The sequence below is a fragment of the Rhodococcus sp. S3 genome (assembly GCF_058211795.1).
This window is the reverse complement of record NZ_CM177074.1, coordinates 3,461,904-3,478,164: the sequence shown is the minus strand read 5'-3', so window position 1 is coordinate 3,478,164 and position 16,261 is coordinate 3,461,904. Positions and strand designations below refer to the sequence as shown.

Below are 16,261 nucleotides of genomic sequence, written 5' to 3'. Positions count from 1 at the left end.
TCAGCTGCCGAGTGCCTGCAGTGCGGCGCCGCTGAGCCTGAACGTCGTCCACTCGTCCTGAGCGACGGCACCGAGCGAGCGGTAGAAACCGATGGACGGCTCGTTCCAGTCCAGCACCGACCAACTCAGGCGGGTGTAACCGCGCTCCACGCACTCGTGGGCGAGCGCCGCGAGCAGAGCGCGTCCGTGTCCCCTGCCGCGGTGTTCGGGACGGACGAACAGGTCCTCGAGGTAGATGCCGTGCACGCCGTCCCAGGTGGAGAAGTTCCGAAACCACAGCGCCACCCCGACGACCTGCCCCTCGGTGCCGTCCTCACCGGATTCCTCGGCGACGTGCGCGTACACCGAGGGTTGCGGCCCGAACAGGGCCTCGTGGATCTGCTCGGGCACCACGGTGCACTCGTGCCGGGCCTTCTCGTATTCGGCGAGGTCGTAGATCAGCCCGGTGATCGCGGGGACGTCCTCGGGTGTGGCTCTGCGGATCACGACGGGCTGCCTCCTGCGGTCTCGTGGGCGGATTCACCTCGCGCTGCGCCGCCGAGTGCGCGAGGATCGGGGTCGTGGCAACGGTACTTGCAGTGGCAAATCAGAAGGGTGGCGTCGCCAAGACGACCACCGTCGCGTCGTTGGGGGCCGCATTGTCGGCGCTGGGCCGGCGGGTGCTCGTCGTCGATCTCGACCCCCAGGGGTGCCTGACCTTCTCCCTCGGACACAACCCCGACAAGCTCGAACAGTCCGTGCACGACGTGCTTGTGGGCGGCGTCGAGACGAAGGACGTCCTGCTCGACACCGCGGAGGGGATGTCGTTGCTGCCGGCGACCATCGACCTCGCGGGTGCGGAAGCGATGCTGCTCATGAAGCCGGGACGCGAATACACCCTCGAGCGGGCCCTGGCGTCGGTCGAGGACGACTACGACGTCGTCGTGATCGACTGCCCGCCCTCCCTCGGTGTCCTCACGCTCAACGGCCTCACCGCGGCGCGGTCCGTGCTCGTTCCGCTGCAGTGCGAGACACTCGCCCACCGCGGAGTGGGGCAGCTGCTCCGCACCGTCGACGAGGTCAGACAGATCACCAACCCGGATCTCGAGCTGCTCGGCGCGCTGCCGACCCTGTACGACTCGCGGACCACGCACAGCCGCGACGTGCTCGCCGATGTCTCCGATCGATACGACCTGCCGGTGCTGGCCCCGCCCGTACCCCGCACGGTCCGCTTCGCGGAGGCCTCCGCCTCGGGCGCGACGGTGCTGGCGGGACGCAAGAACAAGGGCGCCGAGGCCTACCGGGCGCTCTCCGAGAACCTGCTGCGCTACTGGTCGGGGGAGGCGGAACTCGAGACCTTCGAGACCGCCGTCGCGGACTGAACCGGCCCCACAGTCAGTACCTACCGGGGACGGCTCGCCGTCAGCGCAACGCCACGAGTTCGTCGCCGCGCTGCTCGACCACGACGTCCCCGGCGACAGCGACGTTCACTGTGGAGACCGCCCCGCGCTCGACGTCGATGCGCGGACCGGGTTCACCTGTCCGTGAGTCGACACCCACGAGGGCGTCCTCGACGGGAAGAAGCAGCGAACCGGCCATGATGTCGCCGTTGCCGAGGGTGTCCTCGACGGTCCACTGCGGAGCGAAATCGGTGGTGGACAGTGCGACGGTGTCGCGGCCGGTCCACCACACGAGCATGCCGCCGCGCTCGAGGGCGGGGTCGTCCGATTCGCCGGCAGGACGCGGCAGGGCGTGCGTGTCGACGAGGACGCCCTCGCTGTCGAAGACCTCGATGCGCGGCCCGTCGTTGTCGTCCGGGGCCAGATAGACCGCTGTGCGATCGCCGACCACCGCGACGATGCGGGAATCCCCGCCCGCTTCCGGCAGCACCGACGAGGCGAACTCCTCGGGCTTGGTGCTGTCGTCGGGGGTGGGATCGAGAAGGGTGAGCCGATTGGTCGGCTCGTTCGCGCACTGTTCGAGGACGGCCAGCACTTCGGCGCCCGAATCCGCCGAGAGCAGTTCGCAACCCGATCGTGGCTGGGCGTTCGGGTTCACCGGTGCGTCGACGCGCCCGTACTCGACCGTGCGCACCAGATCGGAGCGCCACATCTCGAGACGCGACTCGCCGAAGGCGATCAGGTGCGAACCGGCGTCGACGAGCCGGATCGGATCGTCGGCGTCGCTCGACCGTTGCGCGCCGCGAGCGCCACTACCGGCGTCGAGCGCGGTGACCTGCCCGCATCCCCGCGGGCCGCGGTAGGCCGAGACCACGTCGCCCCAGGCTTCGGTGACCGCGCACAACGCCCGGTCGCGGTCGTACCGCCAGCGTTCCTCGCCCGACTGCGGGTCGCGGCCGACCACCGCACCACCGTCGGCCGTGGCGATCGTTCCCCCGGACACCACCGGCGCAGTCGTCGCCGTACTCGGCGCACGCCACAGTTCGGCGAGAGTGCGCGGAAGCGCCTGTGCGGCAGCGGGAGTGGGGACGGGGCCGTCCCAGGTGGTCGACGTGGTGCCCCGCGCATCCGAGCTCAACCAGACGACACTCGCCGCCACCAGAGCGGTGACGACGAGTGCGGCTGCGACGAGAAGGTCGGTGCGGGTGCGGCGCTCGGGCGCGAGCACGTGGTTATCGGGCAGACGACGTCGAGACCGCTTCCACGTTCGACGTGTCCTGCTGCTCTGCGCGACCGGCCGGGCCCTCGCCCGAGCGGGTGCGACGGCGACGACGGCGACGACGTGCCGGAGCGGAAGCCCCGGTGTCCTCACCCGTCTCCGCTGCGGCAGACCCGTTCTCGGCCTTCGCCGAGTCGTCCGAACCGGTTGCGGTGGCATCCGTCGCGGAGCCGTCGGCCGACTTTCCGCGGACGGTGCGGCGACGGACCCGGTTGCGCTTCGGTCGGGATCCGCCTTCGCGCTCGACGCGCTCGCGCTTCTCACCGTTCTCGGAGGCGGCGGGAGTGGCCTTGCGGACGCGTCCGGTGGCGTCGGACGGGATGTTCAGCTCCTCGAACAGGTGCGGGGAGCTCGAGTAGGTCTCGATCGGATCCGGGATACCGAGATCGAGAGCCTTGTCGATGAGCTGCCAGCGCGGCACGTCGTCCCAGTCGACGAGGGTGATGGCGATACCGGTGCGTCCGGCGCGACCGGTACGGCCGATGCGGTGGACGTAGGTCTTCTCGTCCTCGGGGCACTGGTAGTTGATGACGTGGGTGACGTCGTCGATGTCGATGCCGCGGGCGGCGACGTCGGTGGCGACGAGGACGTCGATCTTGCCGCTGCGGAACTTGTCGAGGGCCTTCTCGCGCGCGATCTGACCGAGGTCGCCGTGCACCGCGCCGCACGCGAAACCGCGCTCGACGAGGTCGTCGGCCACCTTCTGCGCCGTGCGCTTGGTGCGGGTGAAGATCATGGTGGCGCCGCGGCCCTCGGCCTGCAGCACGCGGGCGACCAGTTCGGCCTTGTCGAGCGCGTGCGCCCGGTAGATGAACTGCTGGGTGCGCTCGTGCACGGCCGACGATTCGGCCTCCTCGGCACGGATGTGCGTCGGGCGGTTCAGGAACGTGCGGGCGAGGGTGATGATCGGGCCGGGCATCGTGGCCGAGAACAACATCGTCTGACGACGGTCGGGGACCATCGTGAGGATGCGCTCGATGTCGGGCAGGAAGCCGAGGTCGAGCATCTCGTCGGCCTCGTCCATGACGAGCACGCCGATCTTGCCGAGGATCAGGTGACCCTGGTTGGCGAGGTCGAGCAGACGACCGGGAGTACCGACGACGACGTCGACACCCTTCTTCAGTTCGTCGATCTGCTGCTCGTAGGGGCGGCCACCGTAGATCGACAGGACTTCGAGGCCCGACTTACGGCTGCCCGGCAGGTACTTGGAGGCATTTACGAGGTCGTTGGTGACCTGGATGCACAGTTCGCGGGTCGGGACGATCACGAGGGCACGGGGAGTGCCGTCGAGCGTGGTCGTGCCGGAACCCTCGGTGGCGATGCGGTGCAGGAGGGGAACGCCGAAGCCGAAGGTCTTGCCCATGCCCGTACGGGCCTGACCGATGAGGTCGTCGCCGGCGAGGGCGAGCGGCAGGGTGAGTTCCTGGATCGCGAAGGTGCGTTCGATGCCGACCTCGGCGAGGGCGCGGACGATCTCGTCGCGGACACCGAGTTCGCCGAAGGTGGGGGGTACGTGGGTGGAGTCGAGTTGTGCGGAGACGGTGGTTTCGCTCGCGTCGTCTTCGTGGTCGATGGTGATCTTGCTCAGGGGTCCGGCCTTCCTGGTCTCGGCACGCACGCACGAGGGGGAAAGGCGACCGGCCTGCACCTCAGCGCGAGCGGTTTCCACCAGGCTCGGCGAAGCGCGGCAGCGATCCGCAGTTCGGGTGCGCGCACATTATCTGGGAAGCTCGCGGGCCACGGTCGGCGGCTCGAAGCGCGGGCTTCCCGAACCATTGTACCGGTTCCGGCGCATTCCACGAGGTAGTACTACGCTTCGTCGTCATGGGAGCCGATACGCCGCAGTCCACCTCCGAGTCCGGCGCGACGCCGGACGGACCCGCAGTCCCCGCCGATCACCCCGGTGTCGCAGAGCTCTTCGCAGTGCTCGCGTACGGCGAGATCTCGGCGTTCTACCGCCTCGCCGAGGACGCCCGATTCTCCCCGTCCCTGCGCGGCCGGGTCGCGCTCGCAAGCATGGCAGCTGCGGAGATGAGCCATTTCGAGACACTCCACACGGCGCTCACCGATCGCGGCGTCGAGGTCTACGCGGCGATGGAGCCCTACCGCAAGGCGCTCGACGCCTACCACGCCTCGACCACTCCGTCGACGTGGCTCGAGGTGCTCGTGAAGGCGTACGTGGGCGACGGGATCGCCGCAGATTTCTACTGTGAGATCGCCGACATGCTCGCTCCCGAGGTGTCCACGGTGGTCCGGGAGGTCCTCGCCGAGACCGGCCACTCGGAGTTCGTGGTGCAGGAGGTCCGCGAGGTCGTCGAGCGCAGCCCGCTGCAGAAGGACCGCCTGATGTTGTGGGGACGCCGGCTGCTCGGTGAGGCCATCACCCAGGCGCAGTACGTCCTCGCGCAGAACGAGGAACTCGCCGAGCTGGTGATTCTCGCGTCCGGCGACCTGACGAACATCGCCGCGCTGTTCGATCGCATGCAGGTCGAGCACGCCGAGCGGATGTCGGTGCTCGGACTGCATTAGCCTGGGGCTGACAGCAGTACCAGCTCGGTTTCAACGCATGAGAATCGGAGGTCCACCGTGGAGGTCAAGATCGGCGTCGCGGACAGCCCGCGCGAAGTTGTCGTCGTCAGCGACCAGACGCCCGACGAGGTGGAGAAGCTCGTCCGGGCCGCGTTGAACGGCGCCGACGACGGGGTGCTCGCCCTTGTCGACGAGAAGGGCCGCAAGGTTCTCGTGCAGGCCGCCAAGATCAGCTACGTGGACATCGGTCCTGCCACGCTGGGCAAGGTCGGCTTCGCCGCCAACTGAGAGCGACCGACGAGAACGGGCCGGGGCATGTCGCCCCGGCCCGTTCGTCGTTCTCGGTATGTGTCGTCAGCGACGACGGTGCCGCACTGTCGTCAGCGACGGCGCCCCTGTGTCGTCAGCGACGACGGAGCTCCGGCTGCAGCGGCACGTGCTTCAGACCGCCCCAGGCCAGCGCGACCGTGGTGTCCACGGCGTCCTCCTTGGGGATGGGGCGCGCGGCGTCGAGCCAGTAACGAGCCGTGAACTGGCTCGTTCCCACCAGGCCGACCGCGAGGATGCGGGCCCGGTACGGATCGAGACCGGAGTCGTGGCTGACGAGGTCGAAGACGGCGTCGACGCACGCCTCGGTGGCCTGCTCCACTCGCCGCGACACCTGCGGTTCGCCCATCAGATCGGATTCGAAGACGAGCCGGAATCCCTGGCTGTCGTTGTCGACGAAATCGAAGAAGGCCTGCACTGCGGCGCGCACGCGCTGACGGTTGTCGGTGGTGGACCGCAGGGCCTGACGTACGCCGTTGATGAGGGTGTCCACGTAGTTCTGGAGCACGGCGCAATACAGTTCGAGCTTGCCGGGGAAGTGCTGGTACAGGACGGGCTTGCTCACTCCGGCACACTCGGCGATCTCGTCCATGCCGGCCGAGTGGTAACCGCGTGTGACGAATACCTCGCTGGCAGCCTCGAGCAACTGGGCACGACGCTCGTCACGCGGCATCCGGGCGCCCCGTTTGCCGTTGGAACCCCGGCCGGATGCTCGTTCGGTGACGTCGGTCATGCTTACTCCCAATCTGCACTACTTCCGAACGTGGCCTGTACCACCTCGGCGCTCCTCGTCTCTGCACGTTACAGGTGAAGTCGCGTGTCGAACGGATCGGCCTACCGCCCAGTATCTGTTCCCGGTGCACGAATGGGGGCGCAGGTTCGGCGCTTCGGATATCGAAATGGTCTCGATATGACATCCTGACATCCGTGATCGAGCGTGGAGGAGTGCGCGAGAGCAGGGGCCCGCAGGGCTCCTCGCCGACAGATCCTTCCCCGACGCTGCCCGGTTCGTCCCGGTCGCGAGGAACGGAACGACCCGAGGCGGGTCGCCGGTCGCACCAGCCCCTGCGTGCCGTGTGGGACCCGGTGGGACGGCCGGACCGGCCGCCGCGCCGACCGCGACCCGAACGGGACGTCCGCAAGCAGACCCGCGTGGGCAGGTTCGTCGCCACCTACGGCTGGCGCGCCTACGCCGTTCCGATCCTCGCCGTCGTGACCCTGATCGTGCTGTGGGACGCCGCGCGTGGCGCCGGAGCGGAGGAGCCCGCCGACCAGACCGACGCGAGCGAGGTCACCGAGATCATCGTCGAGGCCCCGCAGCCCGATGGGGCCTTCCCCGAGTCGCTCGAGTCCGGTGCCCTGCCGGACGGCGGGCCGTTCACGGAAGTCGGTGCGCGGCAGTGGCGGGTCGTGCCCGGCACCACCGGGCAGGTCGGTGCGGGGCAGACCCGCGTGTTCACCTACACGGTGGAACTCGAGGAGGGCATCGACACCACCGGTTACGGCGGCGACGCGGCCTTCGCGACCATGGTGGACCGCACCCTCGCCGATCCGCGGAGCTGGATCGGCGACCAGGCGGTCGCCTTCCGCCGCATCGACACCGGCGAGCCGGACTTCCGGGTCTCCCTCACCTCGCAGATGACCATCCGCGAAGGATGCGGCTACGACATCCCGCTCGAGGGATCGTGCTTCAACCCCTCGATGGAGCGGGTGTTCCTCAACGAAGCGCGGTGGGTGCGCGGAGCCGTCGCCTTCCAGGGCGATATCGGGTCGTACCGCCAATACCTCGTCAATCACGAGGTCGGTCACGCCATCGGCCTGGCGCAGCACGACGCCTGCACCATCGACGGTGGTCTGGCGCCGATCATGATGCAGCAGACCTTCGGAACCGCCAACGACGACATCGCGCGCCTGGACCCGGGCGGCACGGTCCCCGCCGACGGGACGCGGTGCCGGTTCAACCCGTGGCCGTACCCGCGGGCGTAGGCGCCGGTCGGGGTCGACGGGCCGGGCGGAGTCGACGGGCGAGGTGGGGGTCGACGGGCGGAATGGGGGTCGCAGCAGGGAATGGCACCATGGACGGTGACGCAGGACGCATCGCGACAGGAGAACCCGTGACCGCAACGACACCGTCGACGCGCCGATCCCTTCCGCCGTTGGTGGAACCCGGCCCGGAGCTCGGTCGCGAGGAGGTCGCGCGGTACAGCCGTCACCTGATCATCCCGAATGTTGGGGTCACCGGCCAGCGTCGCCTGAAGAACGCGCGGGTGCTGTGTATCGGCGCCGGCGGCCTGGGTTCGCCCGCCCTGCTGTATCTCGCGGCGGCGGGGGTCGGCACGATCGGCATCGTCGAGTTCGACGACGTGGAGACGTCCAACCTGCAGCGCCAAGTGATCCACGGCCGCTCCGACGTCGGACGGCCCAAGGCGGACAGTGCCCGCGACAGCATCCTGGCGATCAACGACGGTGTGACTGTGCGCCTGCACGAGACGCGCCTGGAGTCGAGCAATGCCGTGCAGCTGTTCGAGCAGTACGACCTCATCCTCGACGGCACCGACAACTTCGCGACCCGCTATCTCGTCAACGACGCCGCCGTCCTCGCCGGCAGGCCGTACGTGTGGGGTTCGATCTTCCGGTTCGAGGGCCAGGTGTCGGTGTTCTGGGAGGACGCCCCCGACGGTCGCGGCCTGAACTACCGCGATCTCTACCCCGAGGCGCCGCCGCCGGGGATGGTTCCCTCGTGCGCCGAGGGCGGTGTGCTCGGTGTCCTGCCCGGCACCATCGGCACCGTCATGGCCACCGAGGCGATCAAGCTCATCACGGGGATCGGTGAGCCGTTGCTCGGCCGCCTCATGATCTACGACGCGCTCGCGATGTCGTTCCGCACGGTGACCCTGCGCCGCGATCCGGGACGGGTGCCGGTCACCGAACTCGTCGACTACGAGGCCTTCTGCGGCATCGTTCCCGACGCCGCCGCGTCGGTGCGATCGGCCGTCACCCCCACCGAACTGCGCCGCATGCTCGACGAGGGCCGCGACCTCGCGCTGATCGACGTGCGCGAGCCGGTCGAGTGGGAGATCGTCCGTATCGACGGTGCCCGGCTCGTGCCGAAGGACCGCATCCTCTCCGGTGAGGCCCTCGCCGACCTGCCGCAGAACACCCCGATCGTGCTGTACTGCAAGACGGGTATCCGTTCGGCGGAGGCGCTCGAAGTGCTTGCGCGCGCCGGATTCTCGGATGCGACACATCTGCACGGCGGCGTGATCGCGTGGGCGCAGCAGGTCGACACCTCGTTGCCGGTCTACTGACGGTGACCTCGTTGTGACCTGAAACAGCGGAGTGCCTTCCCGATCCGGGCGGTTTGCGGAGGTAGGTTGAGCGTCGTGAGCTCACCCGAACCGCCTCAGCACGTGTGCTCCACATTCGGTCTCCGCGATGTCGAACCGGTCCCGCTCGGGCCCGACTGGGACGGAGGTTTCCGGTGTGGGGACGTCGTGCTGTCCCGAGTCGCCGATCATGCCCGCGCGGCCTGGTCCGCCAAAGTGCGGGAGACCCTGACCGTCGACGGCGTGCGGCTTGCCCGCCCGGTGCGGTCCACCGACGGTCGCTACGTGGTCTCCGGATGGCGTGCCGACACCTACATCGTCGGCACGTCCGAGCCCCGGCACGACGAAGTGGTCTCGCTGTCGCTGCGGCTGCACACCGCCACCGCACAGCTCGAACGTCCCCGTTTCCTCATGCAGCCACCCGTCGCACCCTGGGAGGACGTCGACGTCTTCGTCGCCGCCGACCGTGCGGCCTGGGAGACCGTGCCCCTGCGCAGCGCCCGCGCCGCGGGTGCGCCCGAGACGGTGACCCCCGACGGCCGTAAGAGCCTCGACCTGATCAACCAGCTCGCGACCTTCCGCAAGCCTGTGCACCTGCCCGACCAGCTCGTCCACGGCGACCTGTTCGGCACCGTCCTGTTCGCCGGGCGCGCGGCGCCCGGGCTGACCGACATCACCCCCTACTGGCGTCCGGCCTCGTGGGCGGCCGCCGTCGCCGTCGTCGACGCACTGTCGTGGGGCGGTGCCGACGAAGGGCTCATCGGCCGCTGGGAGGACCTTCCCGAGTGGCCGCAGATGCTGCTGCGCGCGGTGATCTTCCGGCTGGCCGTGCACGTGCTGCACCCGCGTTCGACCGAGGACGCCTTCCCGGGTCTGGCGCACACCGCCGACCTCGTGCGGTTCCTCCTGTAACACCTCACAGGGCGGCCGGGGCCGGGGTGAGCAACTCTTGACGCGACGGTCACCGCGGGCAGCACCGTAGCAACACCCGTTTCCTACCTTTGGGATCAACACGGACCCGAGGAGGAACGGCGATGACGACCTTCATCGAAAATGAAAGTCTCAGAGACAAATTCGCACGCAACCACAACATCGAGCGTTGGGACGCCGAGGATGTGGAGGCGTGGGAGGCCGGCGGCAAGCAGGTCGCCAAGCGCAACCTGGTCTGGTCGGTGATCGCCGAACACGTCGGCTTCTCCGTCTGGTCGATCTGGTCGGTCATGGTGCTGTTCATGCCCACCGAGGTGTACGGCATCGACGCCGCCGGCAAGTTCTTCCTGGTCGCGGTCCCCACACTCGTCGGCGCGATCCTCCGCATCCCCTACACCGTCGCCACCGCCCGCTTCGGTGGCCGCAACTGGACCATCTTCAGCGCCCTCGTGCTGTTGATCCCCACCATCGGGGCGCTGTACCTGATGCTGAACCCGGGCCACTCCTACGCCACGTTCATGCTGGTCGCGGCGCTCGCCGGTGTCGGCGGCGGCAACTTCGCGTCGTCGATGACCAACATCAACGCCTTCTACCCGCAGCGCCTGAAGGGCTGGGCCCTCGGACTCAACGCCGGCGGCGGAAACATCGGTGTCCCGGCCGTCCAGTTGATCGGCCTGCTCGTCATCGCCACCGTCGGCAACACCGAGCCCTGGATCGTGTGTGCGGTCTACCTGGTCCTGTGCGCCGTCGCCGCGCTCGGCGCCGCCCTGTTCATGGACAATCTCCGTGACCAGAAGGCCGATCTGCGGGCCATGGGCGCCGCACTGAAGTTCCGCGACTCGTGGATCATCTCCTTCCTCTACATCGGCACCTTCGGTTCGTTCATCGGCTTCAGCTTCGCCTTCGGTCAGGTCCTGCAGATCAACTTCCTCGCCGGTGGCGACACCCCCGCCCAGGCCGCACTGCACGCCGCACAGATCGCCTTCATCGGCCCGCTCCTCGGATCGATCTCGCGCCCGCTCGGCGGAAAGCTCGCCGACCGCATCGGCGGCGGGAAGATCACCCTCTACACCTTCGTCGCGATGGCCCTGGCCGCCGCGGTGCTCATCGTCGCCGGCACCCTCGACGACCGCACCACCGGCGCCGCGACCGGCGGTGTGCTGACCGCCATGGTGCTCGGCTTCATCGCCCTGTTCCTGCTCTCCGGGCTCGGCAACGGCTCGGTCTACAAGATGATCCCGTCCATCTTCGAGGCCCGGGCGCAGGATCTCGACGAACTGGATCGCGACGAGAAGGCCGCCTGGTCGCGCAGCATGTCCGGTGCCCTCATCGGCTTCGCCGGTGCCATCGGCGGACTCGGCGGCGTCGGCATCAACCTGGTCTTCCGCGCCTCCTACGGCGGCGAGGCGCAGTCCGCGACGATGGCCTTCTGGGTCTTCGCGATCTTCTACCTCGTGTGCATCGCGGTGACCTGGTTCGTCTTCCTCCGCCGCCCCCACACCACCCCCACGAGCGAGCCGTCCACCGAGGCTCCCGCCCCGGCCCGCGTCGCAGTCTGACCGATCCCGGCACGAAGAAAGAGAACATCATGAGCCGCAAGAACGTCGTCGTCGTCGGACACGGAATGGTCGCCCACCGCTTCGTCGAAGCCCTGCGCGTCCGCGACGAGCAGAACAGCTGGTCGGTGACCGTGCTCGGCGAGGAGGCCGACGCCGCCTACGACCGCGTGGGACTGTCGTCCTACGTCGGAGCCTGGGACCGCAAGGAACTCGCCCTCGCCGGAAACGACTACGCAGCAGACGATCTCGTCGACCTGCGTGTCGGCACCCGCGCCGTGGGAATCGACCGCGCGGCCCGCACCGTCACCACCGCCGGCGGCGACGTTCTACCCTACGACAGCCTCGTCCTCGCGACCGGCTCGTACCCCTTCGTGCCGCCGGTGCCCGGCCACGACCTGCCCGGCTGCTTCGTCTACCGCACGCTCGACGATCTCGACGGCATCCGCGCCGCCGCCGAACGCGCCAAGGCCGCCGGCCTCGCCGGCATCGTCATCGGTGGCGGCCTGCTCGGACTCGAAGCCGCCAACGCGCTGCGCCTGCTGGGCGTGACCCCACACGTCGTCGAGTACAACAACCGGCTCATGCCCGCCCAGGTCGACGAGGGCGGCGGCCGTGTCCTCGACCGTCTCGTCACCGACCTCGGCCTCGTCACCCACACCGGAGTGGGCACCGAGAAGATCGAGTCCGGACCGGACGCCCTGCAGGTGTCCCTGTCCGACGGGTCCGTCCTCGAGGCCGGGCTCGTGATCTTCTCCGCCGGCATCCGTCCCCAGGACGAACTCGCCCGCGAGGCCGGACTCGAACTCGGCGGCCGCGGCGGTGTGCTCACCGACCGCACCTGCCGGAGCACCTCGGACGAGGCCGTCTACGCCATCGGCGAATGCGCCGCCGTCGAGGGCACCTGCTACGGACTCGTCGCCCCCGGCTACAGCACCGCCGAGGTCGTCGCCGACCGGCTCGTCGGCGGCACCGCCGAGTTCCCCGGCGCCGACATGTCCACCAAGCTCAAGCTGCTCGGCGTGGACGTCGCGAGCTTCGGTGATGCCCACGCGACGACGCCCGGCGCCCTCGAGGTCGTGCTGTCCGACTCCGCGAAGGGCACCTACGCCAAGCTCGTCGTCTCCGACGATGCGAAGACCCTGCTCGGCGGCATCCTGGTCGGCGACGCCTCCGCCTACGGCACGCTGCGGCCGCTGGTGGGCCGCGAACTGCCGGGTGATCCGGCCACTCTGATCTCCCCGGTGGGGGAGAAGCCGGGCGCCGGTGCGCTGCCCGACGACGCCGAGGTGTGCTCGTGCAACGGTGTCACCAAGGGCGCGATCTGCGGCGCGATTTCCGAGGGTGCCTGGGACATCGCGCAGATCAAGTCGTGCACGAGCGCCGGCACCACCTGCGGCGGCTGCCTCCCGAGCATCAAGCAGCTGCTCGCCCAGTCGGGTGTGCAGATGTCGAAGGCCCTGTGCGAGCACTTCGAGCAGTCGCGCGCCGAGCTGTTCGAGATTGTCCAGGCCACCGGCATCCGCACCTTCTCCGCGCTCATCGCCCAGTACGGCACCGGACACGGCTGCGACATCTGCAAGCCGGTGGTCGCCTCGATCCTCGCGTCCACCGACTCCGACCACATCCTGCACCCGAAGCAGGCCGGTCTGCAGGACACGAACGACCACTTCCTCGCCAACATCCAGAAGAACGGCACCTACTCGGTCGTGCCGCGCATGCCCGGTGGCGAGTGCACCCCCGAGCAGCTCATCGTGATCGGTGAGGTGGCACGCGATTTCGGTCTCTACGTGAAGATGACCGGCGGTCAGCGCGTCGACCTGTTCGGTGCCCGCGTCGAACAGCTCCCGCAGATCTGGAAGCGTCTCGTCGACGCCGGCATGGAATCCGGCCAGGCCTACGGAAAGTCGCTGCGCACCGTCAAGAGCTGCGTCGGCTCCACCTGGTGCCGCTACGGTGTGCAGGACTCGGTCGGCATGGCCGTCGCCCTCGAACTGCGTTACCGCGGACTGCGATCGCCCCACAAGCTCAAGATGGGTGTGTCGGGTTGCGCCCGTGAATGCGCCGAGGCACGCGGCAAAGACGTCGGTGTCATCGCGACGGAGAACGGCTGGAACCTGTACGTGTGCGGCAACGGCGGCCAGTCGCCCAAGCACGCACAGCTCCTCGCCGGCGGTCTCGACGACGAGACCCTCGTCCGCTACATCGACCGGTTCCTGATGTTCTACATCCGCACCGCCGACCGCCTCCAGCGCACGGCTCCGTGGCTCGACGCACTCGAGGGCGGCCTCGAGCACCTCAAGGAGGTCGTGTGCGACGATGCGCTCGGCATTGCCGACGATCTCGAGGCCGCGATGGCCAAGCACGTCGAGGGCTACAAGGACGAGTGGGCGGGCGTCCTCGAGGATCCGGAGAAGCTGGCGCGGTTCGTCTCGTTCGTCAATGCGCCCGAGCAGCCCGACCCCACGGTCCGCTTCGACGACAGCGGCCCCCGCAAGGTCCCCGTCCTCGTGGGTATGCCGGGCATCGGACCCGGAACCGGGGCGTGACGACCGCTTACCCCGAGGGAACGAGCGGGTAACGCGCTCGAAACACCGGACACCCAAACTTCAGGACAGCAGTTTCAAGGAGGACAGCGATGACCGTCATCGAGACGCATACCGTAGGGGGATCGACGCGCGACAGCGTGTTCGACGGGCGACTGGAATGGACCTCGGCCTGTCCGCTCAGCCATCTCATTCCGGGCCGCGGCGTGGCCGTGTTGTTGCGCGGCGGCGAGCAGGTGGCGTTGTTCCTGCTCGACGACGGAACGCTGCGCGCAGTGGGCAACTTCGATCCGTTCGGCCGCGCCGCGGTGATGTCCCGCGGCATCGTGGGCGACCGGGCCGGAGAGCCCACCGTGGCGTCGCCGCTGCTCAAGCAGGTCTTCTCCCTCGACGACGGCCGATGCCTCGACGATCCGTCGGTGCGTCTGCCCGTCTACGAGGTGCGCGTGTGGGCGGGAGTCGTCCAGATCCACAGCCTCGTCCCGCGCGACCAGCGGCGCGAGGGTGCGACCGGAGAGGGTTCGTGAGCGACGACACCGCGCCGTTGCGGGGATTCACCATCGGCGTGACGGCGGCTCGGCGCGCCGACGAGTTCGCCACGCTCCTCACCAGGCGTGGGGCCGAGGTCGTGCACGCCCCCGCCATCCGCATCATCCCGCTGTCCGACGACGACGAACTCGAGCGCGTCACGCGCTGCATCGTCGCGCAGCCCCCGGACATCACGATCGCCACCACGGCGATCGGGTTCCGCGGGTGGATGGGTGCAGCGGAAGGCTGGGGACTCGCCGACGACCTCGCGCAGGCACTCGGCTCGAGCCGGATCCTTGCCCGTGGCCCGAAGGTCACGGGCGCGATCCGGGCCGCCGAACTCCGCGAGGAGTGGTCTCCCTCCTCGGAATCGTCCGCCGAGGTGCTCGAGCTCCTGCTGAAGGAGGGCGTCGCCGGCCGCCGCATCGCGGTGCAGCTGCACGGTGAGCGCACCGAGTGGGAACCCGGCACCGACGTGTGCGAGGCACTGCGCGCTGCGGGTGCCGACGTCGTGCCCGTCCCGGTCTACCGCTGGACCGCCCCCGAGGACCTCACCGCGCTCGACCGGATGATCGAGCAGATCGTCGAACGCGGACTCGACGCCGTGAGCTTCACCAGTGCACCGGCCGTCGCGTCGATGCTCATGCGGGCCAAGGAGACCGGCTGGCTCGAACCGATGCTGCGGTCGTTGCGTACCGGCGTCACCGCGGTCTGCGTCGGTCCCGTCACGGCGGCGCCGCTCACCGAACTCGACGTGCCCGTCAGCATGCCCAACCGATCCCGGCTGGGTTCGCTCGCCCGGCACATCGCCGAGGAACTGCCCCGGCGGGCCGTGCGCATCGAGGCCGGCGGTCACGTGCTCAGCCCGCGAGGGCGCTGCGTGATCGTCGACGGCACCGTGCGGTGCCTTCCCCCTGCCGGGATGGCCCTGATGCGCACGCTCGTCGCGCGCGCCGGTCTCGTCGTCTCCCGCGAGGAACTCCTCGCCGCACTGCCCGGTGGTGGCGGCGACACCCACGCCGTCGAAACCGCGGTCGCCCGGGTGCGCTCGGCTCTCGGCGCACCGGCGATCGTGCAGACCGTCGTCAAGCGTGGCTACCGCCTCGCCGTCGACCCGGAAGGAATGCATCCATGACCGGTACACACACCGACCCGGCGCTGCTGCTCGTCGCGCACGGCACCCGCAATCCGCGCGGCGTCGACATGATCGCGGCGCTCGCCGAGGCCGTCTCCTCCCGCGTCGGCCCCACCCGCGTCGCCTTCGTCGACGTCCTCGGACCGTCGCCCTCGGAAGTCCTGCGCGACACCGACCGGCCGACCGTGCTCGTCCCCGCCTTCCTCGCCTCCGGCTACCACGTGCACACCGACGTTCCGCGCGAGGTCGCGGCCGGCGGGAACGACGCGGTGACGATCACCCCCGCGCTCGGCCCCGACCCTGCTCTCGCCCGCGTCCTCGTCGAGCGGCTGCGGCAGGCCGGCTGGGTCGAGGGCGACGACGTCGTTCTCGCAGCCGCCGGCTCGTCCGACCCTCGCGCCCGGCGCGACGTCCAGGTGACGGCCCGCATGGTCTCGTCGCTCGTGCAGACCCCGGTGCGGGTCGGATGGATCGCCACCGGCGAACCGCGGGTCGCGACCGTCGTCGACGAGGTCCGCGCCGGTGGCGCACGCCGGGTGTTCGTCGCGTCGTATCTTCTCGCCGACGGTCTGTTCCACCGTCGCCTGTCGGAGGTCGGTGCCGACGGCGTCGCTGCGCCGATCGGTGTCGCCGAACCCGTCGTCGACCTCGTGGTCCGGCGCTACCGCTCCGCCGTCGACGCGTTGCGTCTCGCGCCTGTGGCAGCGGCTCGCCACCGCGCCTGAA

Annotated in this window: 15 protein-coding genes; 11 read left to right on the top strand and 4 right to left on the bottom strand. The window is 69.4% G+C overall.

Annotated features, from left to right (window positions below; genetic code table 11):
* Positions 1 to 486, bottom strand: a complete 486-nt coding sequence (locus tag AC0LPE_RS16245; RefSeq protein ID WP_016693377.1) for a GNAT family N-acetyltransferase — start codon at positions 484 to 486, stop codon at positions 1 to 3.
* A 74-nt stretch (positions 487 to 560) separates the two neighbouring features.
* Here AC0LPE_RS16245 and AC0LPE_RS16240 point away from each other — a divergent pair, with 74 nt between their 5' ends.
* Positions 561 to 1,361 carry a ParA family protein gene (locus AC0LPE_RS16240; protein WP_159417894.1) on the top strand — a complete coding sequence of 267 codons (801 nt, stop codon included), beginning with the start codon at positions 561 to 563 and terminating at the stop codon, positions 1,359 to 1,361.
* A 40-nt stretch (positions 1,362 to 1,401) separates the two neighbouring features.
* On the opposite strand, the gene AC0LPE_RS16235 is transcribed toward AC0LPE_RS16240, so the two are convergent.
* Complete coding sequence (locus AC0LPE_RS16235) at positions 1,402 to 2,607, bottom strand: Rv3212 family protein (RefSeq protein WP_160874249.1); 1,206 nt, start codon at positions 2,605 to 2,607, stop codon at positions 1,402 to 1,404.
* A gap of 4 nt (positions 2,608 to 2,611) precedes the next feature.
* Positions 2,612 to 4,276, bottom strand: coding sequence for a DEAD/DEAH box helicase (locus AC0LPE_RS16230; RefSeq protein ID WP_490604831.1), 1,665 nt, complete (start codon positions 4,274 to 4,276; stop codon positions 2,612 to 2,614).
* Positions 4,277 to 4,482: 206 nt separating this feature from the next.
* On the opposite strand from AC0LPE_RS16230, the gene AC0LPE_RS16225 reads away from it, so the two are divergent.
* Positions 4,483 to 5,187 carry a ferritin-like fold-containing protein gene (locus AC0LPE_RS16225; protein ID WP_016693373.1) on the top strand — a complete coding sequence of 235 codons (705 nt, stop codon included), beginning with the start codon at positions 4,483 to 4,485 and terminating at the stop codon, positions 5,185 to 5,187.
* 57 nt (positions 5,188 to 5,244) lie between these two features.
* Complete coding sequence (locus AC0LPE_RS16220; RefSeq protein WP_006550244.1) at positions 5,245 to 5,475, top strand: DUF3107 domain-containing protein; 231 nt, start codon at positions 5,245 to 5,247, stop codon at positions 5,473 to 5,475.
* A gap of 115 nt (positions 5,476 to 5,590) precedes the next feature.
* Here AC0LPE_RS16220 and fasR read toward each other — a convergent pair whose 3' ends face one another.
* On the bottom strand, positions 5,591 to 6,247 hold the full coding sequence (fasR, locus tag AC0LPE_RS16215) for an HTH-type transcriptional activator FasR (RefSeq protein ID WP_006550245.1): 657 nt from the start codon (positions 6,245 to 6,247) through the stop codon (positions 5,591 to 5,593).
* A 212-nt stretch (positions 6,248 to 6,459) separates the two neighbouring features.
* Between fasR and AC0LPE_RS16210 the strand changes: the two genes are divergently transcribed.
* The 8 genes from AC0LPE_RS16210 (at position 6,460) to AC0LPE_RS16175 (ending at position 16,260) form a co-directional block, all read left to right on the top strand.
* On the top strand, positions 6,460 to 7,500 hold the full coding sequence (locus AC0LPE_RS16210; RefSeq protein ID WP_490604830.1) for a DUF3152 domain-containing protein: 1,041 nt from the start codon (positions 6,460 to 6,462) through the stop codon (positions 7,498 to 7,500).
* Between the two features lie 89 nt (positions 7,501 to 7,589).
* Positions 7,590 to 8,822 carry an adenylyltransferase/sulfurtransferase MoeZ gene (moeZ, locus tag AC0LPE_RS16205; protein ID WP_490604829.1) on the top strand — a complete coding sequence of 411 codons (1,233 nt, stop codon included), beginning with the start codon at positions 7,590 to 7,592 and terminating at the stop codon, positions 8,820 to 8,822.
* A 75-nt stretch (positions 8,823 to 8,897) separates the two neighbouring features.
* Positions 8,898 to 9,752 (top strand): TIGR02569 family protein, encoded by an 855-nt coding sequence (locus AC0LPE_RS16200; RefSeq protein ID WP_490604828.1) that lies wholly within the window; start codon positions 8,898 to 8,900, stop codon positions 9,750 to 9,752.
* 122 nt (positions 9,753 to 9,874) lie between these two features.
* The gene (locus tag AC0LPE_RS16195) at positions 9,875 to 11,329 is read left to right on the top strand and encodes a nitrate/nitrite transporter (protein WP_160874243.1); all 1,455 of its coding nucleotides are present in this window, start codon (positions 9,875 to 9,877) and stop codon (positions 11,327 to 11,329) included.
* 29 nt (positions 11,330 to 11,358) lie between these two features.
* Positions 11,359 to 13,875 (top strand): nitrite reductase large subunit NirB, encoded by a 2,517-nt coding sequence (nirB, locus tag AC0LPE_RS16190; RefSeq protein ID WP_160874241.1) that lies wholly within the window; start codon positions 11,359 to 11,361, stop codon positions 13,873 to 13,875.
* 89 nt (positions 13,876 to 13,964) lie between these two features.
* On the top strand, positions 13,965 to 14,399 hold the full coding sequence (nirD, locus tag AC0LPE_RS16185) for a nitrite reductase small subunit NirD (RefSeq protein ID WP_026061390.1): 435 nt from the start codon (positions 13,965 to 13,967) through the stop codon (positions 14,397 to 14,399).
* Positions 14,396 to 15,535 carry a uroporphyrinogen-III synthase gene (locus tag AC0LPE_RS16180; protein ID WP_229565177.1) on the top strand — a complete coding sequence of 380 codons (1,140 nt, stop codon included), beginning with the start codon at positions 14,396 to 14,398 and terminating at the stop codon, positions 15,533 to 15,535. Before nirD ends, AC0LPE_RS16180 begins: the two co-directional genes overlap by 4 nt.
* Entirely contained in the window at positions 15,532 to 16,260 is a 729-nt protein-coding gene (locus AC0LPE_RS16175; RefSeq protein ID WP_088899757.1) for a sirohydrochlorin chelatase, read from the top strand. The genes AC0LPE_RS16180 and AC0LPE_RS16175 overlap by 4 nt, the downstream gene beginning before the upstream one ends.
* Position 16,261 lies beyond the last annotated feature (1 nt).

Coding starts and splice junctions, on each gene's coding strand:
- AC0LPE_RS16225 (WP_016693373.1), top strand. CDS start 4,483: ATGGGAGCCGATACGCCGCAGTCCACCTCCGAGTCCGGCGCGACGCCG.
- fasR (WP_006550245.1), bottom strand. CDS start 6,247: ATGACCGACGTCACCGAACGAGCATCCGGCCGGGGTTCCAACGGCAAA.
- moeZ (WP_490604829.1), top strand. CDS start 7,590: ATGGACGGTGACGCAGGACGCATCGCGACAGGAGAACCCGTGACCGCA.
- AC0LPE_RS16195 (WP_160874243.1), top strand. CDS start 9,875: ATGACGACCTTCATCGAAAATGAAAGTCTCAGAGACAAATTCGCACGC.
- nirB (WP_160874241.1), top strand. CDS start 11,359: ATGAGCCGCAAGAACGTCGTCGTCGTCGGACACGGAATGGTCGCCCAC.
- nirD (WP_026061390.1), top strand. CDS start 13,965: ATGACCGTCATCGAGACGCATACCGTAGGGGGATCGACGCGCGACAGC.
- AC0LPE_RS16175 (WP_088899757.1), top strand. CDS start 15,532: ATGACCGGTACACACACCGACCCGGCGCTGCTGCTCGTCGCGCACGGC.